23 protein-coding genes, 4 tRNA genes and 2 pseudogenes are annotated in these 22,236 nt (G+C 38.2%); 18 read left to right on the top strand and 11 right to left on the bottom strand.

From position 1 onward, the window contains the following. Nucleotides 1–122, top strand: a 122-nt coding sequence (locus tag H7N67_RS06335) for an outer membrane beta-barrel protein (RefSeq protein WP_187939406.1), incomplete at its 5' end; no start/stop codon positions are given. 66 nt (nucleotides 123–188) lie between these two features. On the opposite strand, the gene H7N67_RS06330 is transcribed toward H7N67_RS06335, so the two are convergent. Then, nucleotides 189–395, bottom strand: a complete 207-nt coding sequence (locus H7N67_RS06330; RefSeq protein ID WP_001115881.1) for a 2-hydroxymuconate tautomerase family protein — start codon at nucleotides 393–395, stop codon at nucleotides 189–191. Nucleotides 396–550: 155 nt separating this feature from the next. Between H7N67_RS06330 and recR the strand changes: the two genes are divergently transcribed. From recR to H7N67_RS06275, 11 genes and pseudogenes are all read left to right on the top strand, one after another. Then, nucleotides 551–1,132, top strand: a complete 582-nt coding sequence (gene recR, locus H7N67_RS06325) for a recombination mediator RecR (protein ID WP_001099609.1) — start codon at nucleotides 551–553, stop codon at nucleotides 1,130–1,132. Further along, nucleotides 1,129–2,274: a tRNA pseudouridine(13) synthase TruD gene (truD, locus tag H7N67_RS06320; protein ID WP_187939405.1), complete on the top strand. Its 1,146-nt coding sequence runs from the start codon at nucleotides 1,129–1,131 to the stop codon at nucleotides 2,272–2,274. The genes recR and truD overlap by 4 nt, the downstream gene beginning before the upstream one ends. Then, complete coding sequence (htpX, locus tag H7N67_RS06315) at nucleotides 2,261–3,193, top strand: zinc metalloprotease HtpX (RefSeq protein WP_232263028.1); 933 nt, start codon at nucleotides 2,261–2,263, stop codon at nucleotides 3,191–3,193. The genes truD and htpX overlap by 14 nt, the downstream gene beginning before the upstream one ends. Beyond that, the gene (gene folE, locus H7N67_RS06310; RefSeq protein ID WP_187939403.1) at nucleotides 3,194–3,736 is read left to right on the top strand and encodes a GTP cyclohydrolase I FolE; all 543 of its coding nucleotides are present in this window, start codon (nucleotides 3,194–3,196) and stop codon (nucleotides 3,734–3,736) included. It abuts the gene before it with no gap. Nucleotides 3,737–3,751: 15 nt separating this feature from the next. Further along, nucleotides 3,752–4,663, top strand: a complete 912-nt coding sequence (locus tag H7N67_RS06305; protein WP_187939402.1) for a polyprenyl synthetase family protein — start codon at nucleotides 3,752–3,754, stop codon at nucleotides 4,661–4,663. After that, entirely contained in the window at nucleotides 4,660–5,463 is an 804-nt protein-coding gene (gene surE, locus H7N67_RS06300) for a 5'/3'-nucleotidase SurE (RefSeq protein ID WP_187939401.1), read from the top strand. The genes H7N67_RS06305 and surE overlap by 4 nt, the downstream gene beginning before the upstream one ends. Continuing rightward, entirely contained in the window at nucleotides 5,460–6,119 is a 660-nt protein-coding gene (locus tag H7N67_RS06295; RefSeq protein ID WP_015644129.1) for a hypothetical protein, read from the top strand. The genes surE and H7N67_RS06295 overlap by 4 nt, the downstream gene beginning before the upstream one ends. Nucleotide 6,120: 1 nt before the next feature. After that, complete coding sequence (locus H7N67_RS06290) at nucleotides 6,121–6,723, top strand: 6-pyruvoyl trahydropterin synthase family protein (protein WP_187939400.1); 603 nt, start codon at nucleotides 6,121–6,123, stop codon at nucleotides 6,721–6,723. Nucleotides 6,724–6,725: 2 nt separating this feature from the next. Then, the gene (locus tag H7N67_RS06285; RefSeq protein ID WP_187939399.1) at nucleotides 6,726–7,481 is read left to right on the top strand and encodes a 7-carboxy-7-deazaguanine synthase QueE; all 756 of its coding nucleotides are present in this window, start codon (nucleotides 6,726–6,728) and stop codon (nucleotides 7,479–7,481) included. A gap of 96 nt (nucleotides 7,482–7,577) precedes the next feature. Then, nucleotides 7,578–8,063: a GNAT family N-acetyltransferase gene (locus H7N67_RS06280; RefSeq protein ID WP_187939398.1), complete on the top strand. Its 486-nt coding sequence runs from the start codon at nucleotides 7,578–7,580 to the stop codon at nucleotides 8,061–8,063. 99 nt (nucleotides 8,064–8,162) lie between these two features. After that, nucleotides 8,163–8,388, top strand: a pseudogene (locus H7N67_RS06275) (outer membrane beta-barrel protein); the annotation flags it as partial. Nucleotides 8,389–8,559: 171 nt separating this feature from the next. Here H7N67_RS06275 and H7N67_RS06270 read toward each other — a convergent pair. The 9 genes and pseudogenes from H7N67_RS06270 to H7N67_RS06235 all read right to left on the bottom strand — a co-directional run bounded on the left by H7N67_RS06270 (nucleotide 8,560) and on the right by H7N67_RS06235 (nucleotide 17,672). Continuing rightward, on the bottom strand, nucleotides 8,560–9,942 hold the full coding sequence (locus H7N67_RS06270; protein WP_187939408.1) for an MFS transporter: 1,383 nt from the start codon (nucleotides 9,940–9,942) through the stop codon (nucleotides 8,560–8,562). Between the two features lie 251 nt (nucleotides 9,943–10,193). Beyond that, nucleotides 10,194–11,579: a DUF262 domain-containing protein gene (locus tag H7N67_RS06265; RefSeq protein ID WP_332258210.1), complete on the bottom strand. Its 1,386-nt coding sequence runs from the start codon at nucleotides 11,577–11,579 to the stop codon at nucleotides 10,194–10,196. A 167-nt stretch (nucleotides 11,580–11,746) separates the two neighbouring features. Beyond that, nucleotides 11,747–11,899 (bottom strand): annotated as a pseudogene (locus H7N67_RS08145) (DUF262 domain-containing protein); the annotation flags it as partial. Between the two features lie 63 nt (nucleotides 11,900–11,962). Continuing rightward, nucleotides 11,963–12,676 carry an amino acid ABC transporter permease gene (locus tag H7N67_RS06260; protein ID WP_187939407.1) on the bottom strand — a complete coding sequence of 238 codons (714 nt, stop codon included), beginning with the start codon at nucleotides 12,674–12,676 and terminating at the stop codon, nucleotides 11,963–11,965. Beyond that, on the bottom strand, nucleotides 12,660–13,436 hold the full coding sequence (locus H7N67_RS06255) for an amino acid ABC transporter substrate-binding protein (RefSeq protein ID WP_187939397.1): 777 nt from the start codon (nucleotides 13,434–13,436) through the stop codon (nucleotides 12,660–12,662). Before H7N67_RS06255 ends, H7N67_RS06260 begins: the two co-directional genes overlap by 17 nt. 70 nt (nucleotides 13,437–13,506) lie before the next feature. Then, nucleotides 13,507–14,640, bottom strand: coding sequence for an alanine racemase (alr, locus tag H7N67_RS06250; protein WP_187939396.1), 1,134 nt, complete (start codon nucleotides 14,638–14,640; stop codon nucleotides 13,507–13,509). 6 nt (nucleotides 14,641–14,646) lie between these two features. After that, nucleotides 14,647–15,999 (bottom strand): alanine/glycine:cation symporter family protein, encoded by a 1,353-nt coding sequence (locus H7N67_RS06245; RefSeq protein WP_187939395.1) that lies wholly within the window; start codon nucleotides 15,997–15,999, stop codon nucleotides 14,647–14,649. Between the two features lie 40 nt (nucleotides 16,000–16,039). Then, a complete protein-coding gene (locus tag H7N67_RS06240; RefSeq protein ID WP_187841663.1) occupies nucleotides 16,040–17,272 on the bottom strand; it encodes an NAD(P)/FAD-dependent oxidoreductase in 1,233 nt (410 codons plus the stop codon). Nucleotides 17,273–17,294: 22 nt separating this feature from the next. Beyond that, nucleotides 17,295–17,672 (bottom strand): RidA family protein, encoded by a 378-nt coding sequence (locus H7N67_RS06235; protein WP_000665807.1) that lies wholly within the window; start codon nucleotides 17,670–17,672, stop codon nucleotides 17,295–17,297. A gap of 392 nt (nucleotides 17,673–18,064) precedes the next feature. On the opposite strand from H7N67_RS06235, the gene H7N67_RS06230 reads away from it, so the two are divergent. From H7N67_RS06230 to H7N67_RS06205, 6 genes are all read left to right on the top strand, one after another. Beyond that, nucleotides 18,065–18,139: transfer RNA gene (locus tag H7N67_RS06230), tRNA-Gly, on the top strand. A 41-nt stretch (nucleotides 18,140–18,180) separates the two neighbouring features. Beyond that, nucleotides 18,181–18,267 (top strand) — tRNA-Leu (locus H7N67_RS06225). A gap of 52 nt (nucleotides 18,268–18,319) precedes the next feature. Further along, nucleotides 18,320–18,394, top strand: a tRNA-Cys gene (locus H7N67_RS06220). A 34-nt stretch (nucleotides 18,395–18,428) separates the two neighbouring features. Then, nucleotides 18,429–18,516 (top strand) — tRNA-Ser (locus H7N67_RS06215). 129 nt (nucleotides 18,517–18,645) lie between these two features. After that, nucleotides 18,646–20,136 carry a Na+/H+ antiporter NhaC family protein gene (locus H7N67_RS06210; RefSeq protein ID WP_187939394.1) on the top strand — a complete coding sequence of 497 codons (1,491 nt, stop codon included), beginning with the start codon at nucleotides 18,646–18,648 and terminating at the stop codon, nucleotides 20,134–20,136. A gap of 312 nt (nucleotides 20,137–20,448) precedes the next feature. After that, nucleotides 20,449–20,811 (top strand): hypothetical protein, encoded by a 363-nt coding sequence (locus H7N67_RS06205; RefSeq protein WP_024113579.1) that lies wholly within the window; start codon nucleotides 20,449–20,451, stop codon nucleotides 20,809–20,811. A 406-nt stretch (nucleotides 20,812–21,217) separates the two neighbouring features. On the opposite strand, the gene H7N67_RS06200 is transcribed toward H7N67_RS06205, so the two are convergent. Continuing rightward, a complete protein-coding gene (locus H7N67_RS06200; RefSeq protein ID WP_187939393.1) occupies nucleotides 21,218–22,231 on the bottom strand; it encodes a LapA family protein in 1,014 nt (337 codons plus the stop codon). Nucleotides 22,232–22,236 lie beyond the last annotated feature (5 nt).

The raw sequence follows: 22,236 nt of genomic DNA, 5'->3' as shown, positions 1-22,236 counted from the left end.
TGGGCTTGAAAATCCCTTTAGCGGTCAATTCCTTTTATGAAACGCATGGCAAAGGGTTAAATACCTCTCTCTTTTTCAAACGCCTTGCGGTGTTTAATGTGAGTTACGTTTATAGTTTTTAGGGGGGTAGAAAATAAGCACCCCTTAGATGTTAGAGCATCGCAATCTTTGAATTTTAAAAACTAGATTTAGTTTTTTTGCCTCAAATGATGGACACTCTCGCCCCCAAGACCATAATTATTAGAATCGACCTCATCTATAATGACCACAATAGAAGCCTTATTTTTGTTTAACACCTTAACCATCAAATCTGAAACCCCTTCAATCAATTGCTGTTTTTGCTCGTTTGTTGGCCCTCCATTTTCTGGCACGAGTTTGATATTGATAAACGGCATGTTATTCCTTAAAATTGAGATAGTGCATTATATCGCTTTTATTTAAACGCTTCATTAAGCACTTTTTCATATGATATTAATTAAACCCCCTTTTAAAAACAATAAAAGCCCTTTTAGTGGCTTTCAAGTCAAGTTAAGTTTGATATACTAACAGAATGAATACTTATAAAAACAGCTTGAATCACTTTTTAAATTTAGTGGATTGTTTAGAAAAAATCCCCAATGTGGGTAAAAAGTCCGCCTTTAAAATGGCGTATCATTTGGGTTTAGAAAACCCCTATCTGGCGCTAAAAATCACGCACGCTTTAGAGAACGCCCTAGAAAACCTTAAAACATGCGCATCTTGTAACGCGCTCAGTGAGAGTGAAGTTTGTGAGATTTGCTCTGATGAGAGCCGGCAAAATTCTCAGCTTTGCATGGTTTTACACCCAAGAGACGTGTTTATTTTAGAAGATTTAAAGGATTTTTTAGGGCGCTATTATGTGTTAAATTCTATAGAAGAAGTGGATTTTAACGCCCTAGAAAAACGCCTGGTTGGAGAAAACATTAAAGAAATCATTTTTGCTTTCCCTCCCACTTTGGCTAATGATTCTTTAATGCTTTATATTGAAGATAAATTACAGCATTTCCACCTCACTTTCACTAAAATCGCTCAAGGCGTGCCTACTGGAGTGAATTTTGAAAACATTGACTCCGTTTCGCTCTCAAGGGCGTTCAATTCAAGGATCAAAGCATGAATTTAAATTTTATGCCCTTATTGCATGCTTATAACCATGCGAGCATTGATTTTCATTTCAATTCTAGCGCTAGGGATTTTTGCGTGCATGAAGTGCCTTTGTATGAATTTAGCAACACAGGCGAGCATGCCGTTATTCAAGTGAGGAAAAGCGGTTTAAGCACTTTGGAAATGCTTCAAGTTTTTTCTCAAATTTTAGGGGTAAAAATCGCCGAATTGGGTTATGCGGGCTTGAAAGATAAAAACGCGCTGACGACTCAATTCATCTCACTCCCTAAAAAATACGCCCCTTTATTAGAAAAAAATACGCATAATTTGCAAGAAAGAAACCTTAAGATCCTGTCTTTGAATTACCATCACAATAAAATCAAATTAGGGCATTTAAAAGGGAATCGCTTTTTTATGCGTTTTAAAAAAATGACCCCCCTAAACGCTCAAAAAACAAAGCAGGTTTTAGAACAAATCGCGCAGTTTGGCATGCCTAATTATTTTGGTTCGCAACGCTTTGGGAAGTTCAATGACAACCATAAAGAGGGTTTAAAAATCTTGCAAAATCAAACGAAATCCGCTCATCAAAAATTAAACGCTTTTTTAATTTCAAGCTATCAAAGTTATTTGTTTAATTCGCTTTTAAGCAAACGATTAGAAATCAGTAAAATCATTAGCGCTTTTAGCCTAAAAGAAAATTTAGAATTTTTTAAACAAAAAAATTTAAGCGTTGATTCAAACACTCTAAAATCCCTTAAAAACCAAGCCCACCCCTTTAAAATCCTAGAAGGCGATGTGATGTGCCATTACCCTTATGGGAAATTTTTTGACGCTTTAAAATTAGAAAAAGAAAGCGAAAGGTTTTTGAAAAAAGAAGCTGTGCCTACAGGGTTACTAGACGGCAAAAAAGCTCTTTATGCAAAAAATTTGAGTTTAGAAATTGAAAAAGAATTCCAGCATAATCTTTTAAGTAGCCATGCTAAAACACTAGGATCCAGGCGGTTTTTTTGGGTGTTTGCAGAAAATGTAACCTCTCAATACGTGAAAGAAAAAGCACAATTTGAATTGGGATTTTACTTGCCTAAAGGGAGTTATGCGAGCGCGTTGCTCAAAGAAATCAAGCATGAGAAAGGAGAAAATAATGACGAATTTTGAAAAGATTATCGCGCAAAACAGGCTCAAAACGAACGCGGTTTTAACCACTTATTGCGTGATTTTTGCTTTTATTGGGTTGTTGGTGGATGTTATTAGAATCAATGCTAATGATTTAGGCATAGCTCTTTTTAAACTCATGACTTTTCAAATTTTTCCTACAATTACTATTGTCATGTTTGTGGTGGCTTTTGTCATTATTCTTGTTTGTATCCAAAATTTTAGCTCTATCATGTTAAGCGGTGATGGATACAAGCTTATTGACACAAGCAAGGTTTTAAGCTCTAAAGAAAATCAAATCCATCGCCTTTTGTTAGAGCTTTTAGAAGAGGCTAAGCTTCATTTTGAGCCTAAGCTTTATATCATTAACGCCCCCTACATGAACGCTTTTGCGAGCGGGTGGAATGAATCCAATTCTCTTATCGCTCTTACAAGCGCTTTAATAGAAAGGTTGGATAGAGATGAATTGAAAGCCGTGATCGCTCATGAGCTCAGCCATATCAGGCACAACGACATCCGCTTGACCATGTGCGTGGGGATTTTAAGCAATATCATGCTGTTGGTGGCTAATTTTAGCGTGTATTTTTTCATGGGGAATCGCAAGAATAGTGGGGCGAATTTAGCCCGAATAATTTTATTACTCTTACAGATCATCTTGCCTTTTTTAACGCTTATTTTGCAAATGTATTTGAGCCGCACACGAGAATACATGGCCGATAGCGGGGCAGCGTTTTTAATGCATGACAATAAGCCCATGATCAGAGCCTTACAAAAAATTTCTAACGACTACGCGAACAACGATTACAAGGGCATAGATCAGAACTCCACCCGATCGGCGGCTTATCTTTTTAACGCTGAAATGTTTAGCACCCACCCTAGCATTAAAAATCGTATCCAATCTTTATCCAAGCGTGTGATCTAAATGGAAAATTTTTTCAACCAATTTTTTGAAGATATCGGCGAAGACAAGAACAGAGAAGGCTTGAAAGAGACGCCTAAAAGGGTTCAAGAATTATGGAAATTCTTGTATAAAGGCTATAAAGAAGATCCTAAAGTGGCTTTAAAAAGCGCGTATTTTCAAGGCGTTTGCGATGAAATGATAGTGGCTCAAAACATTGAATTTTACTCCACTTGCGAGCACCATTTGCTCCCTTTTTTTGGGAATATTAGCGTGGGATATATCCCTAAGGAAAAGATTGTAGGCATTAGCGCGATCGCTAAACTCATTGAAATTTATAGCAAACGCCTACAAATCCAAGAAAGGCTGACCACTCAAATTGCAGAAACTTTTGATGAAATCATAGAGCCAAGGGGTGTGATCGTGGTTTGTGAAGCCAAACATTTGTGCATGAGCATGCAAGGGGTGCAAAAGCAAAATGCGATCATTAAAACAAGCGTGTTAAGAGGCCTCTTCAAAAAAGACCCTAAAACCAGAGCTGAATTTATGCAACTCTTAAAATCTTAGGTTATAATTCTATACATGAATAGCCCTAATTTATCCTTTTATTGTAATGAGTGCGAGCGTTTTGAAAGCTTTTTAAAAAACCATCATTTACACCTTGAAAGCTTCCACCCTTATTTGGAAAAAGCCTTTTTTGAAATGGTGCTTAATGGAGGCAAAAGGTTTCGCCCTAAGCTTTTTTTAGCCGTGCTTTGCGCGTTAGTGGGTCAAAAAGATTATTCTAACCAACAAACAGAATATTTTAAAATCGCTTTAAGCATTGAATGCTTGCACACTTATTCGCTCATCCATGACGATTTGCCTTGCATGGATAACGCCGCTTTAAGGAGAAACCACCCCACTTTACACGCTAAATACGATGAAACCACAGCCGTTTTAATCGGCGATGCGCTCAACACTTATTCTTTTGAATTGCTTTCAAACGCTTTACTAGAAAGCCATATCATTGTGGAATTAGTCAAAATCTTAAGCGCTAATGGGGGGATTAAAGGCATGATCTTAGGGCAGGCTTTGGATTGCTATTTTGAAAACACGCCCTTAAATTTAGAGCAGCTCACTTTCTTACACGAGCATAAAACCGCTAAATTGATTAGCGCAAGCCTGATGATGGGGCTTGTTGCAAGCGGTATTAAAGATGAAGAGCTTTTTAAATGGCTTCAGGCTTTTGGGTTAAAAACGGGTCTTTGTTTTCAAGTGCTAGATGATATTATAGACGTTACGCAAGATGAAAAAGAAAGCGGTAAAACCACTCATTTAGACAGCGCTAAAAACAGCTTTGTGAATTTATTGGGGCTAAAAAAGGCAAGCGGTTACGCTCAAACTTTAAAAACAGAGATTTTAAACGATTTAAACCTACTAAAACCCGCTTATCCTTTATTGCAAGAAAATTTAAACGCATTATTGAACACTCTATTTAAAGGCAAGACATGAAAAAAATTCTACTCACCAACGATGATGGCTACCATGCAAAAGGCATTAAAGCTTTAGAACAAGCTTTAGAAGAAATGGCAGAAATCTATGTGGTCGCCCCCAAGCATGAAAAAAGCGCATGCTCGCAATGCATCACTATCACCGTGCCTTTAAGAGCGGAGAAAATTAAAGGCAAAGAAGGCCGGCACTATAGGATTGATGATGGCACGCCAAGCGATTGCGTGTATCTGGCTATTAATGAGCTTTTTAAACATGTTTGTTTTGATTTAGTGATTTCAGGGATCAATCTTGGCTCTAACATGGGCGAAGACACGATTTATTCGGGAACGGTTGCCGGAGCGATTGAAGGCACCATTCAGGGCGTGCCTTCCATTGCGATTTCTCAAATCCTTTCTAACAAAAACAAAAACACTCCCTTAAGTTTTGATTTGGCTCAAAAGATCATCCAGGATTTAGTCCAAAACATCTTCACCAAAGGCTACCCCTTAAAGGGGCGCAAACTCTTAAACGTGAATGTCCCTAATTGCTCCTTACAAGAATATCAAGGCGAACGCATCACCCCTAAGGGCTATCGGTTGTATAAAAAAGAAGTGCATAGGCGCACAGACCCCAAAAACGAAAGCTATTTTTGGCTAGGGCTACACCCTTTAGAATGGCAAAAGCGTGAAAATGAAGACAGACTCTCTGATTTTGACGCTATTGCTTCAAACCATGCCTCTATCACGCCTTTAAATTTAGACTTAACCAGTTATGATGATTTGAAAAACTTGGAATCTTGGCATGAGGGAATGTTAAAGTGAGTAAAAATCACCGCTTGGCTTTTTTAGGGCTAATTGTTGGGGTGTTTTTTTTCTTTAGCGCATGCCAACACCGCTTGCACATGGGGTATTATTCAGAAGTTACAGGGGATTATTTGTTCAACTATAATTCCACTATCGTGGTGGCTTATGACAGAAGCGATGCGATGACTTCTTATTATATCAACGTGATTGTTTATGAATTGCAAAAATTAGGCTTTTACAATGTCTTCACGCAAGCGGAATTCCCACTAGATAAAGCCAAAAATGTGATCTATGCGCGCATTGTCCGTAACATCTCAGCTGTGCCATTTTACCAATACAATTACCAACTGATCGATCAGGTCAATAAACCTTGTTATTTTCTTGGGGGGCAGTTTTATTGCTCTCAAACCCCTACGGATTATTACGCTATCAATGGCTTTAGCGAGCAAATTTTAATGAGCGCTAATTCGCATTTTATTTTGGATTGGTATGATGTGGTGCTGCAAAAACGGGTTTTATATGTGGATGGGAGCGTGAGCGGGAGGACTTGCGGCTATCAAATGCTCTATAGGGATTTGATTAAAAGCACGATCAAGCGCATTGATTTCAACCGCCCTGAACGCTACTACTATAATTTAAGACTGCCCCTTTATCAGCCATGTTATAGAGAATGAAATGGTTATCAGGCGATTGTATAAATTTTGTGCTAGCCATGTGGTGCGCAATTGCTCTTCTTTAAAATGTGCTCAAAATATCCATGGGCATAATTATGAAGTGGAGGTTTTTATTGAAACCAACCGTTTAGATAGCGCGAACATGGCGTTAGATTTTGGGCTGATGCAACAAGAAATGCAAGTTTTCATTGAGTCGTTTGATCATGCCCATCATTTTTGGGATAAAGAAAGCGTTGAGTTTCAGCGTTTTATAGAAAATCATTGCGTTCGTTATGTGAAATGCTCGTTTAATTTGAGTGCGGAGAGTTACGCCCTCATGTTTTTATACTACCTTTCAAGGATTTTACAAAAAAGCGTTTTCTCTAATAATGAAGGGGAGTTAAAAGTCTCTAGCGTGCGCGTGCATGAGACTAAAAACGGCTACGCTGAAAGCTTTTTAAAAGATTTAGAAAACCCTCATTTTAAATCTTTAGTGCATCCAAATTGCGTCTCTTTCTCGCAAGGCATTCAAAATTTGTGGCATGATAAGGACTTTTTCAATAAAATCATCAGCGATGAAGAAAAATGCTTTTTTCATGCTAAGCCCTCACACCAGATCCCTTAAAAATGAAACTCCCGGTCGTTGAGAGCTTTTTTTCCTTACAAGGTGAAGGAAAAAACATAGGCAAGCCCAGTCTTTTTTTACGCTTAGGGGGGTGTAACCTTTCATGCAAGGGCTTTAATTGTAAAACCATATTGAATGATGAAATCCTAACAGGTTGCGATAGTTTGTATGCGGTGCATCCTAAATTCAAAACATCTTGGGATTATTACAACGATCCTAAACCCTTGATTGAACGATTAGAGGATTTAGCCCCTAATTATAAACATTTTGATTTCATTCTTACAGGCGGGGAGCCAAGTTTGTATTTCAATAACCCTATTTTATTGAGCGTTTTAGAGCATTTTTATCGCCAAAAAATCCCTTTATTTGTAGAGAGTAATGGCTCTATTTTTTTTGAATTTAGCCCTATTTTAAAAGAATTGCATTTCACCCTAAGCGTCAAACTCTCTTTTTCTTTAGAAAAAGAAAGCAAGCGGATCAACCTTAAAGCCTTACAAAATATCTTAAATAACGCTAAAAGCGCGCATTTTAAATTTGTATTGGAGAGTCAAAACGCCGCCCAATCTATTACAGAAATTCAAAGCCTTTTGAAACAACTCTCCTTAAAAAATAATGAAATCTTTTTAATGCCCTTAGGCACAAATAACAACGAGCTAGACAAAAATCTAAAAACCCTAGCCCCCCTAGCCATAAAGCATGGTTTCAGGCTGAGCGATAGGCTTCATATCCGCTTGTGGGATAATAAGAAAGGGTTTTAAATCCATCATATCATACAAAGCGTTATTATTTTAAGCTAAAAATTGTTATCATTACGCTCATTAAGGGATCATTTTATCTTTGGAAGTTAGGCAATCATGATCATCAAAGTTTTTTCGCCCAAATACCCCACTGAATTAGAAGAATTTTATGCCAAGCGCATCGCTGACAACCCTTTAGGGTTTATCCAACGCTTGAATCTTTTGCCCAGTATTAGCGGGTTCGTTCAAAAATTGTGTGAGCATGGCGGGGAATTTTTTGAAATGAGAGAGGGTAACAAGCTCATTGGGATCTGTGGGCTTAATCGTATCAATGAAACAGAAGCCGAGCTGTGTAAATTCCACATAAATACCGCTTATCAATCCCAAGGGTTGGGTCAAAAACTCTATGAGAGCGTGGAGAAATACGCTTTCATTAAAGGCTATACTAAAATCTCTCTGCATGTGAGCAAGAGTCAAATCAAGGCATGCAACCTCTATCAAAAGCTGGGTTTTGTGCGCATCAAAGAAGAGGATTGCGTGGTGGAGTTGGGCGAAGAGACTTTGATTTTCCCTACTCTTTTTATGGAAAAGATTTTGTCTTGATTGGCGCATCCATTTGACACACGCCTTCTAACCATCAAACTTTTATTAACATAGCCTAATTAATGCTAAATTAACCCTAAAACAAACGCTTGTTTTTAAAATTTTGTTTTTCAAAGCGCTTCGCAAAGTTTTAGAAGCCCTATTTTAGGGGTTAACGCTAAAATAGGCTATCAAAACTACTTTAATGATTTCATAGGGTTGGCTTATTATGGCATCATCAAATACAATTACGCTAAAGCTATTAACCAAAAAGTCCAGCAATTGAGCTATGGTGGGGGGATAAGATTTGTTATTGGATTTCATCACCACTTACTCCAATAAAAATAGGGGTTAGGGGATTTTAATGAGATTGCAGAGAAGAATATAATATCCCCCCCACCCCCTTAAGAGTTTTACAACAAAATGAGATCCAAAACGAAAAAATTTTATCATCACCAAAACCCACCAACGCTATCGGCTCAATCTTGGTTGAATGACTCAAAGGTTTGCGCTTCTTTCATGCTGTGGGCGACACTTCGTGTTGGGGGTTAGATTTGTTGTAAATTGGTGCCATTAAAAGCGATACGATAAAAGCAATTAAAGCAACCACAAAAATATAAAAGCTTAAACCATAACTTTGCAAGCTTTCAGGTGCTGCTATGGCTTTTGCATTTAACCAGCTTGAAAGTTGAGGGGTAAAGCCAGCGGTTATAGCATAGGCTATGTTATAGGCAAAGGAAATCCCGCTAAAACGGATTTTGGCGCTAAACACATCGCTCATAAAAATGGGGCAAAAATTCATAATACCCGCGCAAAAGCACGCTAAAAAGTATAAAACTATGGTATTTGCTAAACTTGGCGCGTTAGAATAAAATTCTCTAAAGAACAAAAAGCCAAAAAACCCAAAGGCCACACTAAAAGCCATGCAAACTTTGTGTGGTTTGATTTTATCGGCCAAAAACCCGGTTAAAATAATAGAACTTACAATACCAACAAGCCCTAAAATTTGAAAATAGGTTTTTTCAAAAGGAGTGAAATTAAAATTGGGATGCATGAGAGTAAAATTGGGAACAAAAAGGATAAAAATCAAAATACAAGCGGTTAAAACCCAAGTGATAAGCATGGAGATTGATATACCAAAGAGAGAGTTTTTAAACACCTCTTTAAGCGGGAATTTGACTAAGGCATCGTCCTGCTTCATTTGCTGAAAAACGGGAGTTTCTTCTAAAAAGCGCCTCAAATACACAGAAATGATACCAAAAATCCCTCCAAGCCCAAAAGCAACCCTCCAAGCCCAAGCTTCAACAACAGGCTTGTCAAAAACCATATAAATCCCCATATAAACCAAACTCCCAAGCAAAATCCCAGAAACTACGGAAGCGGTTAAAAAACCGATATAAGTGTTTTTTTGGCCTTGCGGAGCATGTTCATGGACAAAAACCCAAGCGCCAGGCAATTCACCACCCACAGCAACGCCTTGACAAATCCTAACAAACACCAAAAAAACAGGAGCTATGTAACCAAGATAATGAGCGTTTTTTAGGCTAAGTCCCATGCTATCAACGCCAAAACCCACCAAATGATCAAAAGTTGGCATCAAAGCGAGCGCAAAGGTTGGGATCACCATCAATAAAATAGAGAGCATGAACATGTTTTTACGGCCGAATCTATCCCCAAAGTGGGCCATCACTATGCCGCCAAGCGGGCGCGCTAGATAACCTGCAGCAAAGATACCATAAGTGTTGATTTCAGACCAAATAGGGCTAAGCGTGTTTGGGAAAAAGTGCTTGGCAATGATGCTTGTAAAAAATACAAAGATGATAAAATCGTAAAATTCTAAAGTCCCCCCAAGCGAAGATAACCCTAAGGTTCTTACCTCTTTTTTGCCTAAATGTTTTATTGATTATCCTTTCACTAAGGCTATCGCCCTTTTAATTTTTCATTTTGAAACTAATGTTGATAAAATTAATATAGCTACCTTACACCTTAACGGCATTTTTTAGATAATAAGCAGTAAATGAAATTTGATTAGCGTTCAAAAAGTGAATCATTTTACCTTTTTTATCATTAAGCATCACTTAAACGATTTGACATTTTGTTACCCGTTTTGTCAAAACGCTTTACCCGATTATATCAGCCACGAAAACACTCCTATGAAGACTTAGGTAATAACACTTCTTTTAATTTGGTAATGATAGCTTCTTCTCTTTTTTCACGAAATTCCTTTATATTTTCCCATTCTAATTTTAAATTAGGGTCAATATAATTTCTTTTTTTATACTCTTCTATGGCTTGTTGATTATCTTTACATTCTTCTTTGAGCCACACCTCAGGGTCTTTATCCTTTTTGGCTTGATTCTCTGCACCTTCTAAAAGTTGGAGATTAAATAAATAATCCCTCCACCCATAGAAATCTTGATTTAATTTTTCATTTTTCTTATTAAACTTGGACTTTGGATAAATATGGTCTATATGAAAAGTGGTGGTTTTGCAGTTCAAGTTTGGGTATAAGATTTGCAAGATAGGAAAGACTAAAGCATGGCTACTAGAACACATCATTTCTTCTATAGCATCGTTAGTGATTTTTAAAGGGCTTGTTTGGTGTTTGGCTAAATTGTGGTTGAATGATTCAAAGGTTTTCACATCCTTCATGCTATTGGCTATGTTGTTTAATTTTGTATCCGTTGAAGGAGTGAAATAACTCGTGATTTGAGCGTTACGGACAAATTTTAGGGCTTGTTCCTTATCGTTCTCATTCATTTTTGAATTTAAAAAATAAAAATAAGCTAAACTGGATAGAATATAAGCTGAACCCAGATATTTTGCATAACCAAAATTTTTTAATAGTTTTGCAGCGTTATAAATGCTATCTGTGATTTTTTCCCAATTGTCTTCAATCTCTTTGATATTTTTTTTATTGAAATTTTTTAATTCAAAAGTAGTGTCTTTACCAATGAGAAGCAAGCAGGTTTTTAGCACCTGGTCTTGCCCCACATTTGAAAAACCTTTGTCTTTTAAAGCATCCACTAGCTCATTCATTCTTTCTCTAATATCGCTTGAAAAGCTTGCTGTCAAAATAGACATCAATAAATCAGAATAGCTTAACTTGACCCCGCCGCTATTGACACGGATAAAGATATTTAAAACTTTATTAAGATTTTTTTCTGTTTCTTCAAAATATGAAATGAGTTGTTTGTCGTGAAAAGCTTTGTTTAGTGTTTCTAGTAATTCTGACTCTTTATCACCTAATTCGTGTTCTCTCGTATAACTTACAACACTTTTTAATTCCAAAATATCCCCCACCTTAAACCACCAATGTTTTTTATCGTTTTCAGGCTTTTGAGCATGAAATTCAAACTGGTAATTGTCTTCTGGGTTGTCCATGTTTGGCTGGTGTTTCAAGTTCAAATACAAACGCTTCTCTTCATAAGCGTTAGGGTTATTGTTTTTAGCGTTCTTTTTCTTAAGCGTTCTAGTACCCTTAAGCCCGATATAAAGCGAGGTTAAACGCTGTTGGCCATCTAGGACGATATACAAATCATCACGCTTGATTTGTTCAACATGGATTTTTCATTGTGAGGCTTTCGCTCATCGTAGTTTGTAATGAATTGATAGAGTTGGAAATTGAGTTTATTCTCATCTTGTTCGTCGCTCTTGGCTATATCCTCTTTTTGTAATTTCCAAAATAAAAAAGAGCCGATAGGATAGCCCCTGAGAATGGAGTCAAAAAGTTGCTCTATCTTTTTTTCATCGGCTTTTTTGAGCCACACATATTCACGCTGAATGTCAGGCAAAAAATAACGAACATTCAATCCATCTACCACTTCTTTAATGGTCTTATCCAAGAACACACCCATGGGAATTTCCTTATTTTGTATTATTTAGGCTGTATTATAATCAAATATTAGAATGAGCCAACTTTAATTTAAGATTTTTTCCACGCGCTTTTGGACCGCTTCTAAAACCAAGCAAAAAAGCCAGTAAATCAAAGCGGCTTCCAAGTAAATAGGCAGAAAGTCATAGCTGGCGTTCGCTTTTTGCTGCGCGATTCTAAAAACCTCTGCGATAGTTACCACAGAAGCTAAAGAAGTTTCTTTAAAAAGGCTGATGAAAGTGTTACTCAAGCTTGGCGTGGCGACTTTGAGTGCTTGAAAAAAGATGACATGCCAAAAGGTTTGCAAGTAATTCAAACCCAAACTCAAGCTTGAATCCCATTGATCTTTAGGGACAGAAAGAAAACTCGCCCTTAAAGTCTCTGAAGCGTATGCCCCCACATTAAAAGAAAACGCAATAATGCCTGCTGGGATTGGATCCATATAAACTCCAAGGGTGGGCAAACCATAAAACACCACCACGATTTGGACCAATAAAGGCGTGCCTCTAATGAGCGAGACATAGAAATTCACGCCCGCTAATAAAGCCTTATGAATGAAATGTTTAGGGGGCGCGATTTTAATGAGAGCCACCACAATAGCAATCAATAAGCCCAAAATAAAAGAAATGATCGCTAAAGGCAAAGAAATGCAAAAAGCGGCTTTTAGCATGGGGTAGAAAGCCTCTAATAGTAATTCCAAACGCTCCTTGCTTAAATCTAAAGATTCAAAAAACAAAGACAGATTATGGCTGGCTGACATCTTTTCCAAAAAATTGTTCGCCTAAGCGTTTTAAAACCCCTTTATTGATCAATCTTTGCATCGCTTGGTTGATAAGCTCTAAGGCTTTTTCTTGGTGCTTGTTAATAACAAAGGAAGCGCCCCCATCCTTTTCTTTGGACTCCCATGCGATTTTAAAGGGGTTGTTTTTGTGGGTGTTTAGGTAGTTTAAGATCGCTAAAGAACTATTTAAGGTCAAATCGGCTCGTTTTTGTGCCACTAGCAACAAGGCTTGCGCCATAGAATCCACCGAAACGATTTGAGCGTCGTATTTAAAAGCGATTTCCCCATAAGTGGAACTTAAGGTGTTAGCCGCCTTTAAGCCCCTAATATCCCTAATGTCTTTAATGCGGTTTTCATCTTTCCTGACCAGCATGATCGTGCCTGAATAGCTATAAGGCAAGCTTTTGTCAAAAGTCGCTTGGCGTTTTTTAGTCGTTAAACTCACCTGATTAGCGACCATATCAAAACGCCCCGATTTCAAACCTGTCAGCATGATATCCCATGAAGTTTCGTGGAATTTGATCTTCACGCCAAGCTCTTTGGCCAACTCCCTAGCCACTTCCACATCATAGCCGGTGAGCTTGCCCTCTTTATTATGGTAAGTGAAAGGGGGGTAAATGCCTTCTGTGCCAACGCTGATCGTTTCTTTATTAATCAGTTTTTCATACAGGCTAGAAGCGTTCAAAAAACCCCCAAAAAAACTTATTACCAATAAAAAGAGAAATAAAACTTTTTTCATTTTTTAATCAATCCTAATCATTATTTTTCGCGCATTCTAGCGCAAAATAAAAATTTTGCATGGTTTGATTTTAAATATAGACGCGCTCCAAGCGTTTGGATAGGGTGCTGATGGTTTCATAAGCAATGGTGTTTAAAAGCGCAGCGATTTCGCTTGCGTCATTAGCCTTAGCGCTTTTATCCCCAAACAAAATGACCTCATCGCCCTCTTTGGCTTGAATATCATTGAGTTTGACAAAGCACTGATCCATGCACACCTTGCCAATCAGGGGGGCTAATTGGTTATTGATCGCTACTTGAATGCGATTGCCTAAAGCGCGCATTAACCCGTCCGCATACCCTAGAGCTAAAACGCCCACTAAAGTCTCTTCATTGGTGTAAAAATGCTCGCCGTAGCCAATAAATTCGCCTTTTTTGACTCGTTTGATTTGAACGATTCGCGCTTTTAAACTGATAACATTTTTTAATATCGTTTGAGACGACTCTTTCATTTCATTAGAGGGGTAAAAACCATAGAGCATGATCCCTGGGCGATAAAGGTTTAACAAACGATTTTCATTCCCGTTACACAAAGAAAGGATACCGGCGGAATTGTAAGCATGGCGGTATTGAAACTCTATTTTTTGATCCAAAAGCTGCTCTAAAAAAGCGTTAAAGGCTTTCATTTGGTTTTTAGCATGGGTTTTAATCTTAGCGTCAGCGTTGCTTAAATGCGTGAATATCCCCTCTATTTCCAAGCCTTTTAAAGTGCGGATTTTTTTAATGATTTCTATGCTTTTAAAATTAGGCTCTAAACCCAAGCGGTGCATGCCGGTATCAATTTTAAGATGAATTTTTAAGCGTTTTTGAGATTTTAAAGCCATTTGAGAAAAAACCTCCGCTTGTTCAAGGCTAAAAACCATAGCGCTCAAATCGTTATCAATCAGCATGGAAGCGTTAGTATTAGGGCTATAACCTAAAATCAAAATGGGGGCTTTAGAAAAATGAGAGCGCAATTCTAAGGCTTCATCTAAGGTCGCTACCCCTAAATAATTAGCCCCTTCTTGTAAGAAAATTTCGCTCGCTTTTAATGCCCCTGTCCCATAAGCGTTCGCCTTGACAACCGCCATGATGTGGTCGTCTTTAGGGACAATGCTTTTGACTGTGCTAAAATTATGCCTTAAAGAATGGGTGTTCACTTCTACAAAACTCGCTCTTTTTAACATGTCATTTTACTTGTTAGAATGCTTGCTAAAATACCAACGAGTTTCAGAATAAACCACTTTATGCAACAAAATCAAAGCGATCAAATTAGGGATAGCCATAAGCCCGTTAGAAAGATCCGCTAAATTCCACACAAAATCAATTTTAGCCATAGCCCCCACCATCACACTCGCTAAAAAGATCAAGCGGTAATATTTCACTTTTTTTTCACCAAAGGCGTATTCAGCGCATTTTTCCCCATAATAAGCCCAACCAATGATCGTAGAGTAAGCAAAAAAGATCATGGTTGTAAAAATCACCACCGTCCCTAATGAGCCTAGAAAATATTCCGTGCTTTTTAGAGTGAGCAAATTAGCACTCAATTTTTCCCCATTAGGGAGCAAGGTGTTGTATTCTGGAGCCATTAAAATCACGCTCGCTGTCGCCGAACACACTACTAAGGTTACAATAAAAGTTTGGAGCATGGACACTAAGGCTTGGCGCACCGGGTGGCGCGTTTGAGCGCTCGCAGCAATAATAGCCGAACTCCCTAACCCCGCTTCATTAGAATACAACCCCCTAGCCACGCCGGTTTTTATCATCGTCGCCATTAACGCGCCTGCCGCTCCGCCCACAACGGGTTTAGGGTTAAAGGCTTCTTCAAAAATGAGTTTGATCGCTTGAATGGCTAAATCAAAATGGCTGACAATAATATAAATAATAGCGATCAAATACAAAAGCACCATAACAGGAGCTAAGTAAGAAGTGAATTTACCAATGGATTTAATCCCCCCAATGACAATGAAAGCGGTTAAAATCGTGAGCAATAAGCCTGAAACCCAAGTAGGCAGGTTCGCTTGTTCGCTTAAAATGGAAGAAACCGCATTGGATTGCGTCATGTTACCGGTGCCAATGCTCGCAATAATCGTAAAAATCGCAAACGCCATGGCGAGTTTGGGCATGTTAAGGCCGTTTTTGATGTAATACATGGGCCCTCCGTTGTATCCAAACGCCCCTTTTTCCCTGTATTTCACCGCTAAAATCCCCTCAGAATACTTAGTCGCCATGCCAACAAGCCCAGTAACCCACATCCAAAACACCGCTCCTGGCCCTGCGATGCTGATAGCAGTCGCTACGCCTACGATACTCCCAATGCCTACGGTTGCTCCTAAAGAAAGCATGAGAGCGGAAAATTGCGAAATATCGCCCTTAGATTGGGACTCTTTGTCAAAAAGGATTTTGATCGCATAAAAGATCTTACTGAATTGCAAACCCCTAAGATAAAAGGTCAAAAACAAGCCGGTGCCTACTAATAAAATTTGCATGGGAATCCCCCACACAAAATTGGATAATAAACGCACCACCGAATCAATCGTTTCCATAAAAGCTCCTTAATAAACTAGGGTTTAAAAAAGAAATTCCTTAATCCCTAAAAAATGCAGAAAAAAGCATGATATCGGCATTTTTTTCATTCGCGCCATCTTGGCTCAAATTGGCGATGATTTTACCAATGGCCGGGCCAAAAGTGATGCCAAGCCACCCAAGCCCTGTCGCATGGATTAAGTTTTTATAGCGTTTGTCATAGCCTAAATAAGGAATATCATTAGGGGTTAAGGGCCTGAAACCGCACCATTCTATGGCGTCTTTCATTTCAAAAGGCTGCGTGAAAGCGGCTAAATTCTTTTTCATGTTAGCGATTTGCTCTTTATCAATGAGGGCGTTGTTGGTGTTTAATTCTAATTTAGAGGTGATCCTAACGGTGTCTCTTCGTGGGGTCATTGCCATGAAAATATCCGCAAATAAGGAAGAGGTTTTGGGCTTTAATTCTTCAGGCATTTTAAAGGTGATGCTATAGCCTTTAGCCCCCATCATTAAAAAATCGTTCTTGGTTTTTTTAATGAGAGTGGGGTTAGCCCCAGTGGCTAGAATGATTGTTTCTGTTTGGATTTTTTCCTTATGCGTGATAACGCCCTCAATAAGGTTATTTTTAAACTCAAAATCGATCACTTCTTCATTATAAAGGAACTCCACGCCTGCGTTTTGTAAATATTGTTGCAAAGAGCGCATCACTTCGCCCGGATCCACATGCGCGTTTTCGGTTAAAAGCACGCTCCCGCAGATATTGTCATTAACAACGGGCATGTATTCTTTGGTTTCTTTCACATTCAAAATCTTATAAGCGCCGCTGTTATCGCAAGTTTTAAGCTTTTTTTCAAAACTTTCTTCTAAAGTGTAGATCATTAAAAGCCCGTCTTCTTTATACCAAAAATCCATGCCGTCTTTTAGCATTTGATGATACATATCAACACTCAGCCACCCATAGCGTTCAAACAACGCCATGGTGCGGTGCGTGGATTTGGCGTTCGCGCTTGTCATAAACTTTAAAATCCATTGGTAGAGCTTTAAATTAAGCCCAAAGTGGAATTTTAAAGGGGCTTGGTTTTTGAGCATGAGCTTTAGGGTGTCTAACACCACACCTGGGCATGAGAGAGGGGCTTTTTTAAACGCAGAAATAAGCCCAGCATTCCCAAAAGAAGTGCCGTTTGTACCATCGCTTTTTTCAATCACGCAAACCTTATGCCCTAATTTATGCATAGAATACGCGCAAGAAAGCCCTACAATCCCACCGCCTATGACCACGACTTCTTTTTTCATGCTGATAGTCCCTTAAATAGAATTACTTAATGGCTATCGCTTCAATTTCTACTAAAGCGTCTTTAGGCAGTTTAGCCACTTGAAAGGTCGCTCTAGCCGGATAAGGCTCTGTAAAATAACTCCCATAGATTCCATTCACCACCGCAAAATCGTCTAAACTTTTCAATAAAATAGTCGTTTTAACCACGCTATCCATCCCTAACCCTGCTTCTTTTAAAATCGCTTTGATATTTTCCATGGACTGCGTGGTTTGAGAATGAATGTCTGTGCCTTTAAACTCGCCGGTGCTCGCATCAATGCCTAATTGCCCAGAGACAAAAACAAGATCGTTAGTAGCGATAGCTTGAGAGTAAGGGCCTATAGCCTTTGGGGCTAGCGTTGAATGGATGACTTCTTTCATGATTGAAACTCCTATGATGATGTGTTATGTCAGCTATTATTATGCAATCAAATTAATAAAGAAATAAAAAATGAGCACAAAAACGCCATGAATTTTCATCTTATTATTAAGGTATTGTATATTTTTTACCCACATTTAGAAATTCTTAAACGGGTTTTATTTGAATTTTAGGCTTTGTTATCATCAATTTTAAAAGCTACCACTCGCTTGCAAGCCCTTTTATTATGACTTATTGTAAAAAATGCTTTTGAGCATTTTTATAGACACTCATTGCCACTAAAAGAGGGCAAAGCCACAATCTGTTTTTAAAATAGAATTAGAAATTTGGACAAAACCTTGACTTTTATTATTGAGTTTAGATACAATAACAATCGTCTTTTTGAATAAAGAGTGCGGGAATAGCTCAGTGGTAGAGCACGACCTTGCCAAGGTCGGGGCCGCGGGTTCGATCCCCGTTTCCCGCTCCATATTTTGATTTAACTTCTAGAGCATGGTTTCTATTTAGTTTGCCCAGGTGGTGGAATTGGTAGACACAAGGGACTTAAAATCCCTCGGTAGCAATACCGTGCCGGTTCAAGTCCGGCTTTGGGCACCATTTTTGAGTGCGATTTGATTTTATTTTTGAATACGCTAGTGTTAAAAATTAAGGCGACATAGCCAAGTGGTAAGGCATGAGTCTGCAAAACTTTGATTCCCCGGTTCGAATCCGGGTGTCGCCTCCATATTGTAGTCATTTAGGGACTTTTATGAAAATAGCGGGAGATGGCTGAGTGGTTGAAAGCGGCGGTCTTGAAAACCGTTGAGGGTCATACCTCCGGGGGTTCGAATCCCTCTCTCCCGGCCACTTGATTAAAATCTTTTAAGCGATTTGTTTTGGCAAATTCATCTCTTCTTTTAATTAATAAAGAATTTTGTGAATATTGATTGTCTCTTTTAATTGAAATTTAAAGATTAGTTTAAAGGATTTTATTCGGTGGGATTGTCAGCATCAAGCCTCATTGTTCCTCTTAGCGTTATTTTAATGGTGGTTTTTACTAAAAGAGTCGCGCTCTCGTTGTTTGTGGGCATTTTAGTGAGCGCTGTTTTAATGCATTCGTTACACCTTTCTTACATCGTAGAATATGCCTATACTAAAATCACTTCCGTTTTTTACACTTACGAGCCAGAAAAAGGGCTTCATTTCAATCTTTCCAACCTTTATGTTTTTGGGTTTTTAATCTTTTTAGGCGTCTTAAGCCAGGTGATTTTAAAATCCGGTAGCGTGCAGAACTTTGTCAAAAAAGCTAAAAAATACTCTAAAAACGCCAAAACCCCTGAATTTATCGCCTTTTTTTCAGGCATTATTATTTTTGTAGATGATTATTTTAACGCCCTAACTGTGGGGCAAATCTCAAAGTCTTTAAACGACGCTCATAACTCCACACGAGAACGCTTGGCTTATATCATAGACTCCACTTCAGCGCCGGTGTGCTTGCTAGTCCCCATTTCTAGTTGGGGGGCGTATATCATGGGGATCATGAATAACGACAGCTCGCCCTTATTAAAAGATAGTTTTTCGGTGCTTGTGCAAAGCTTGAGCAGTAATTATTATGCGATTTTTGCGCTCATTGCAGTCTTTCTCACTATTTTATGGCAAATCAACCTCCCTAGCATGAGAAAGTATCAAAACATAGGCGTGAAGGATTTTTATAGCGAACAAGAAGAAGGCTCTTCAAAACTAGCCCCCTTGAGTTTGTTGCCTCTTTCTATTTTATTATTGATTGTGTCCATTTCATCATTGATTTTTTATACAGGAGTGGTCTTAAAAAACACTGATGCGAGTTTTTCGCTCTTTTATGGGGGGCTGTTTTCGCTCATTGTTACTTATCTTTTAGCTTATAAGTTTTTAGAAAAAGGGAGCTTTTTTAAACTCATGTTGGATGGCTTTAAGAGTGTGGGACCAGCGATACTAGTCTTAACGCTCGCTTGGGCTATTGGGCCTGTGATCAGAGATGACGCTCAAACGGGGATTTACTTGGCCCACATCAGCAAGGGATTTTTAAATAGTGGGGGAGGCGTGTATATGCCTTTAATCTTTTTTTTAATCTCTGGGTTTATCGCCTTTTCTACCGGCACAAGCTGGGGAGCGTTTGCGATCATGCTTCCCATTGGAGCGGGCATGGCCAATGAAAGCGATATTATTTTGATTGTTTCAGCGATCCTTTCAGGCGCGGTTTATGGCGATCACACAAGTCCCATTTCTGACACGACTATACTATCGGCTACAGGGGCAGGGTGTTCGGTGCAAAGCCATTTCATCACACAACTCCCTTATGCGACTATTGCAATGCTTTGTAGCACGGTGAGTTTGGGGGTGGCAAGTTTTATGCATTCGCGCTCGCTCGCTCTTTTAATCGGTGTGGTTTTGCTTGTGGGGGTGTTTTATCTTTTAAAAAAATTTTATGGTGAAAATCTAAAAACTTGAATATTGATTGAAGAAGCTTAAAAATCCCATTTTTTAAAATTAAAATAAGGTTTTAGCGATCCCTATTAGATTAAAAAAGAGTCTTATCTCATTATCAATCAATTTAAAAAAATTATTCAAAAATAACCATCAATTATAAAAATCTTCACAAATCTCTAAATCGTAACGCTTTTTTAAAAAATACATTTTTTTTAATTTTTTAATCAACCATTAAGGTGTTTTAGGTTAAATTTCCTTATCTGTTAAACATACGGATAATGTTATATCTTAAGGAAAGAAAATGGGGTTAGGACACTAATAAGTTTAGGGATTTTGTTAAGCGTTTTGAGTGGCGATGATCTGAGATTGTATTCAAAGCCTTTAGTCTATTCGGCTGGAAGTGGGATTATTGGGATTGATATTGACAAACGGACATTTTATAAACGAGCGTTCGCTTTCACGATGAAATCGTTGTTCGGTGAAAACTTGCTTTTGTTTGTCAAATTAAAGCATTCTGCGTTGACGAGCAAACACATGAAAGGGCCTTTAGAAAACCGCCATCACCATTCTTTCACTAAAAATTATGAAAAAGCGATCAATGGTTGTCAAAAGTATTTCCATATCAAATTGCCTGAAGGCGCTCCTAGCAACTTCAAATCAGGTTCATACATGGCGACTATGGTGGTGCGTTTTTAAAGCGTTATTTGGGGTATTCTTTAATACCCTTATCATCTTTTAAAATATCATCTTTCAAAAGCACAAATTTATTTTTTAGCCCTTTTTTTAAATCTTCTTAAAACTCTTTTGTTGTATTGATTGAGCAAAGTATTTTTAAAATACGGATAAAATTCATAAAAAATTTAAAAAATAAAAAAAGCTCTGTTTTCATCAAATACGGGTTACTAAAACTTTTTATGGTGGGTTATAGTGCATTTTGGCTTTAGTTGTTTCTTCCTAAAGGATTAGTCTCATCAGGGTTTAAAGGATTAGTCTCTTTCCTCTTATCATTTGGCGCTAAAAGCGACTCCATTAGCCCATTTCTTGAATTTTTTGTAATCATCTATTTCTATCTGCCCTAAAAACATGAAGCAAAACAACCCCCCTACAAAAACGCTTCTAACTTATAGGCTTTTTTATGCTCTTGTTTCAAATCCATGTAGGCGTTTAAAAGCATGTATTCTTCAAAAGATAAAACCGCTAGATGCTCTTTAGCGAGATCGTTCATTTCTAATTCTAACAACACGAATAAAAAGGCTTTTTGCGCCTTATCGTCTTCTTGGCTTAAAATCTCAAAAAATTGAAACCATTGATCAGGGACGAGAAATTTTTGTGCTTTTTGCGCGAGCTTTAAATAATCGTCTTTATCATAACCCACCTTTTTGCAAAGCTCTGAAATTTTTAAAGTGTCTGTGTTTAAAGATTTTTCAAAAAAGGCTTTTAAAAAAGACTTCACGCACTCTTTATCCAAGTTATCTTGCATCGCATTCAAAGCCTTCAAAACCTCTTTTTTGCTGCCTTTTTGGGCAATTTCTATAAAAGCGTAGCGGCGTAATTCCAAAGGGATTTGCGCGTTTGTTAAAACTTCAAAGGCGTTTTTCAAATCGTTATGGATGAAAGCCTTCAAGCGTTTAGAAAAATAAGCATGCTCATAGGCCAGAGAGTGCTTAGCGTGATCTTTAGGCTCAAGAGTGTTATTTTCTATATTGTGGTAATGCTTAAAAAGGTTATCCACTTTTTCGCACCCACTACTTGGCGTGTTTAAATCAGCCTTTAAATCATAGCGGGCTAAGATTTGAGAGAGGTTTTTAGCGAGATCGCTTTTAAATTTCGTTTTTAAAAAAGTCTTTTGAGTGTCTTGGGACAGGATTTGTTTGAGCAATTTGTCAAAATCCCTTTTTTCGTGGTATAAGCGGATTTTATGGCTGAGATTGTGCTTGAATAAAAAAACCCATGAAAAAAAAGCGAACATGCCCAAAACGCCCATAAGCCATACCGCAATGGGGAGGTTAAAGCTGTAGCTCCCTAAATTGAAGGCGTAAGCTTGCGGATCGATACTATAAACAAACACACCAAAACCCACAATGAACAAAAATGTAAAGATAATGTAAAAACGCATGCGCA

It is taken from the genome of Helicobacter pylori (assembly GCF_014498195.1).
GTDB lineage: Bacteria > Campylobacterota > Campylobacteria > Campylobacterales > Helicobacteraceae > Helicobacter > Helicobacter pylori_DO.
Note: the sequence above shows the minus strand (reverse complement) of the source record. Positions and strands in the feature narration are given on the sequence as shown.

Coding starts and splice junctions, on each gene's coding strand:
- H7N67_RS06280 (WP_187939398.1), top strand. CDS start 7,578: ATGATCATCAAAGTTTTTTCGCCCAAATACCCCACTGAATTAGAAGAA.
- H7N67_RS06290 (WP_187939400.1), top strand. CDS start 6,121: ATGGTTATCAGGCGATTGTATAAATTTTGTGCTAGCCATGTGGTGCGC.
- H7N67_RS06245 (WP_187939395.1), bottom strand. CDS start 15,999: ATGGAAACGATTGATTCGGTGGTGCGTTTATTATCCAATTTTGTGTGG.
- htpX (WP_232263028.1), top strand. CDS start 2,261: ATGACGAATTTTGAAAAGATTATCGCGCAAAACAGGCTCAAAACGAAC.
- H7N67_RS06235 (WP_000665807.1), bottom strand. CDS start 17,672: ATGAAAGAAGTCATCCATTCAACGCTAGCCCCAAAGGCTATAGGCCCT.
- truD (WP_187939405.1), top strand. CDS start 1,129: ATGAATTTAAATTTTATGCCCTTATTGCATGCTTATAACCATGCGAGC.
- recR (WP_001099609.1), top strand. CDS start 551: ATGAATACTTATAAAAACAGCTTGAATCACTTTTTAAATTTAGTGGAT.
- H7N67_RS06260 (WP_187939407.1), bottom strand. CDS start 12,676: ATGTCAGCCAGCCATAATCTGTCTTTGTTTTTTGAATCTTTAGATTTA.
- H7N67_RS06305 (WP_187939402.1), top strand. CDS start 3,752: ATGAATAGCCCTAATTTATCCTTTTATTGTAATGAGTGCGAGCGTTTT.
- alr (WP_187939396.1), bottom strand. CDS start 14,640: ATGTTAAAAAGAGCGAGTTTTGTAGAAGTGAACACCCATTCTTTAAGG.
- H7N67_RS06330 (WP_001115881.1), bottom strand. CDS start 395: ATGCCGTTTATCAATATCAAACTCGTGCCAGAAAATGGAGGGCCAACA.
- H7N67_RS06285 (WP_187939399.1), top strand. CDS start 6,726: ATGAAACTCCCGGTCGTTGAGAGCTTTTTTTCCTTACAAGGTGAAGGA.
- H7N67_RS06255 (WP_187939397.1), bottom strand. CDS start 13,436: ATGAAAAAAGTTTTATTTCTCTTTTTATTGGTAATAAGTTTTTTTGGG.
- folE (WP_187939403.1), top strand. CDS start 3,194: ATGGAAAATTTTTTCAACCAATTTTTTGAAGATATCGGCGAAGACAAG.
- H7N67_RS06240 (WP_187841663.1), bottom strand. CDS start 17,272: ATGAAAAAAGAAGTCGTGGTCATAGGCGGTGGGATTGTAGGGCTTTCT.
- H7N67_RS06200 (WP_187939393.1), bottom strand. CDS start 22,231: ATGCGTTTTTACATTATCTTTACATTTTTGTTCATTGTGGGTTTTGGT.
- surE (WP_187939401.1), top strand. CDS start 4,660: ATGAAAAAAATTCTACTCACCAACGATGATGGCTACCATGCAAAAGGC.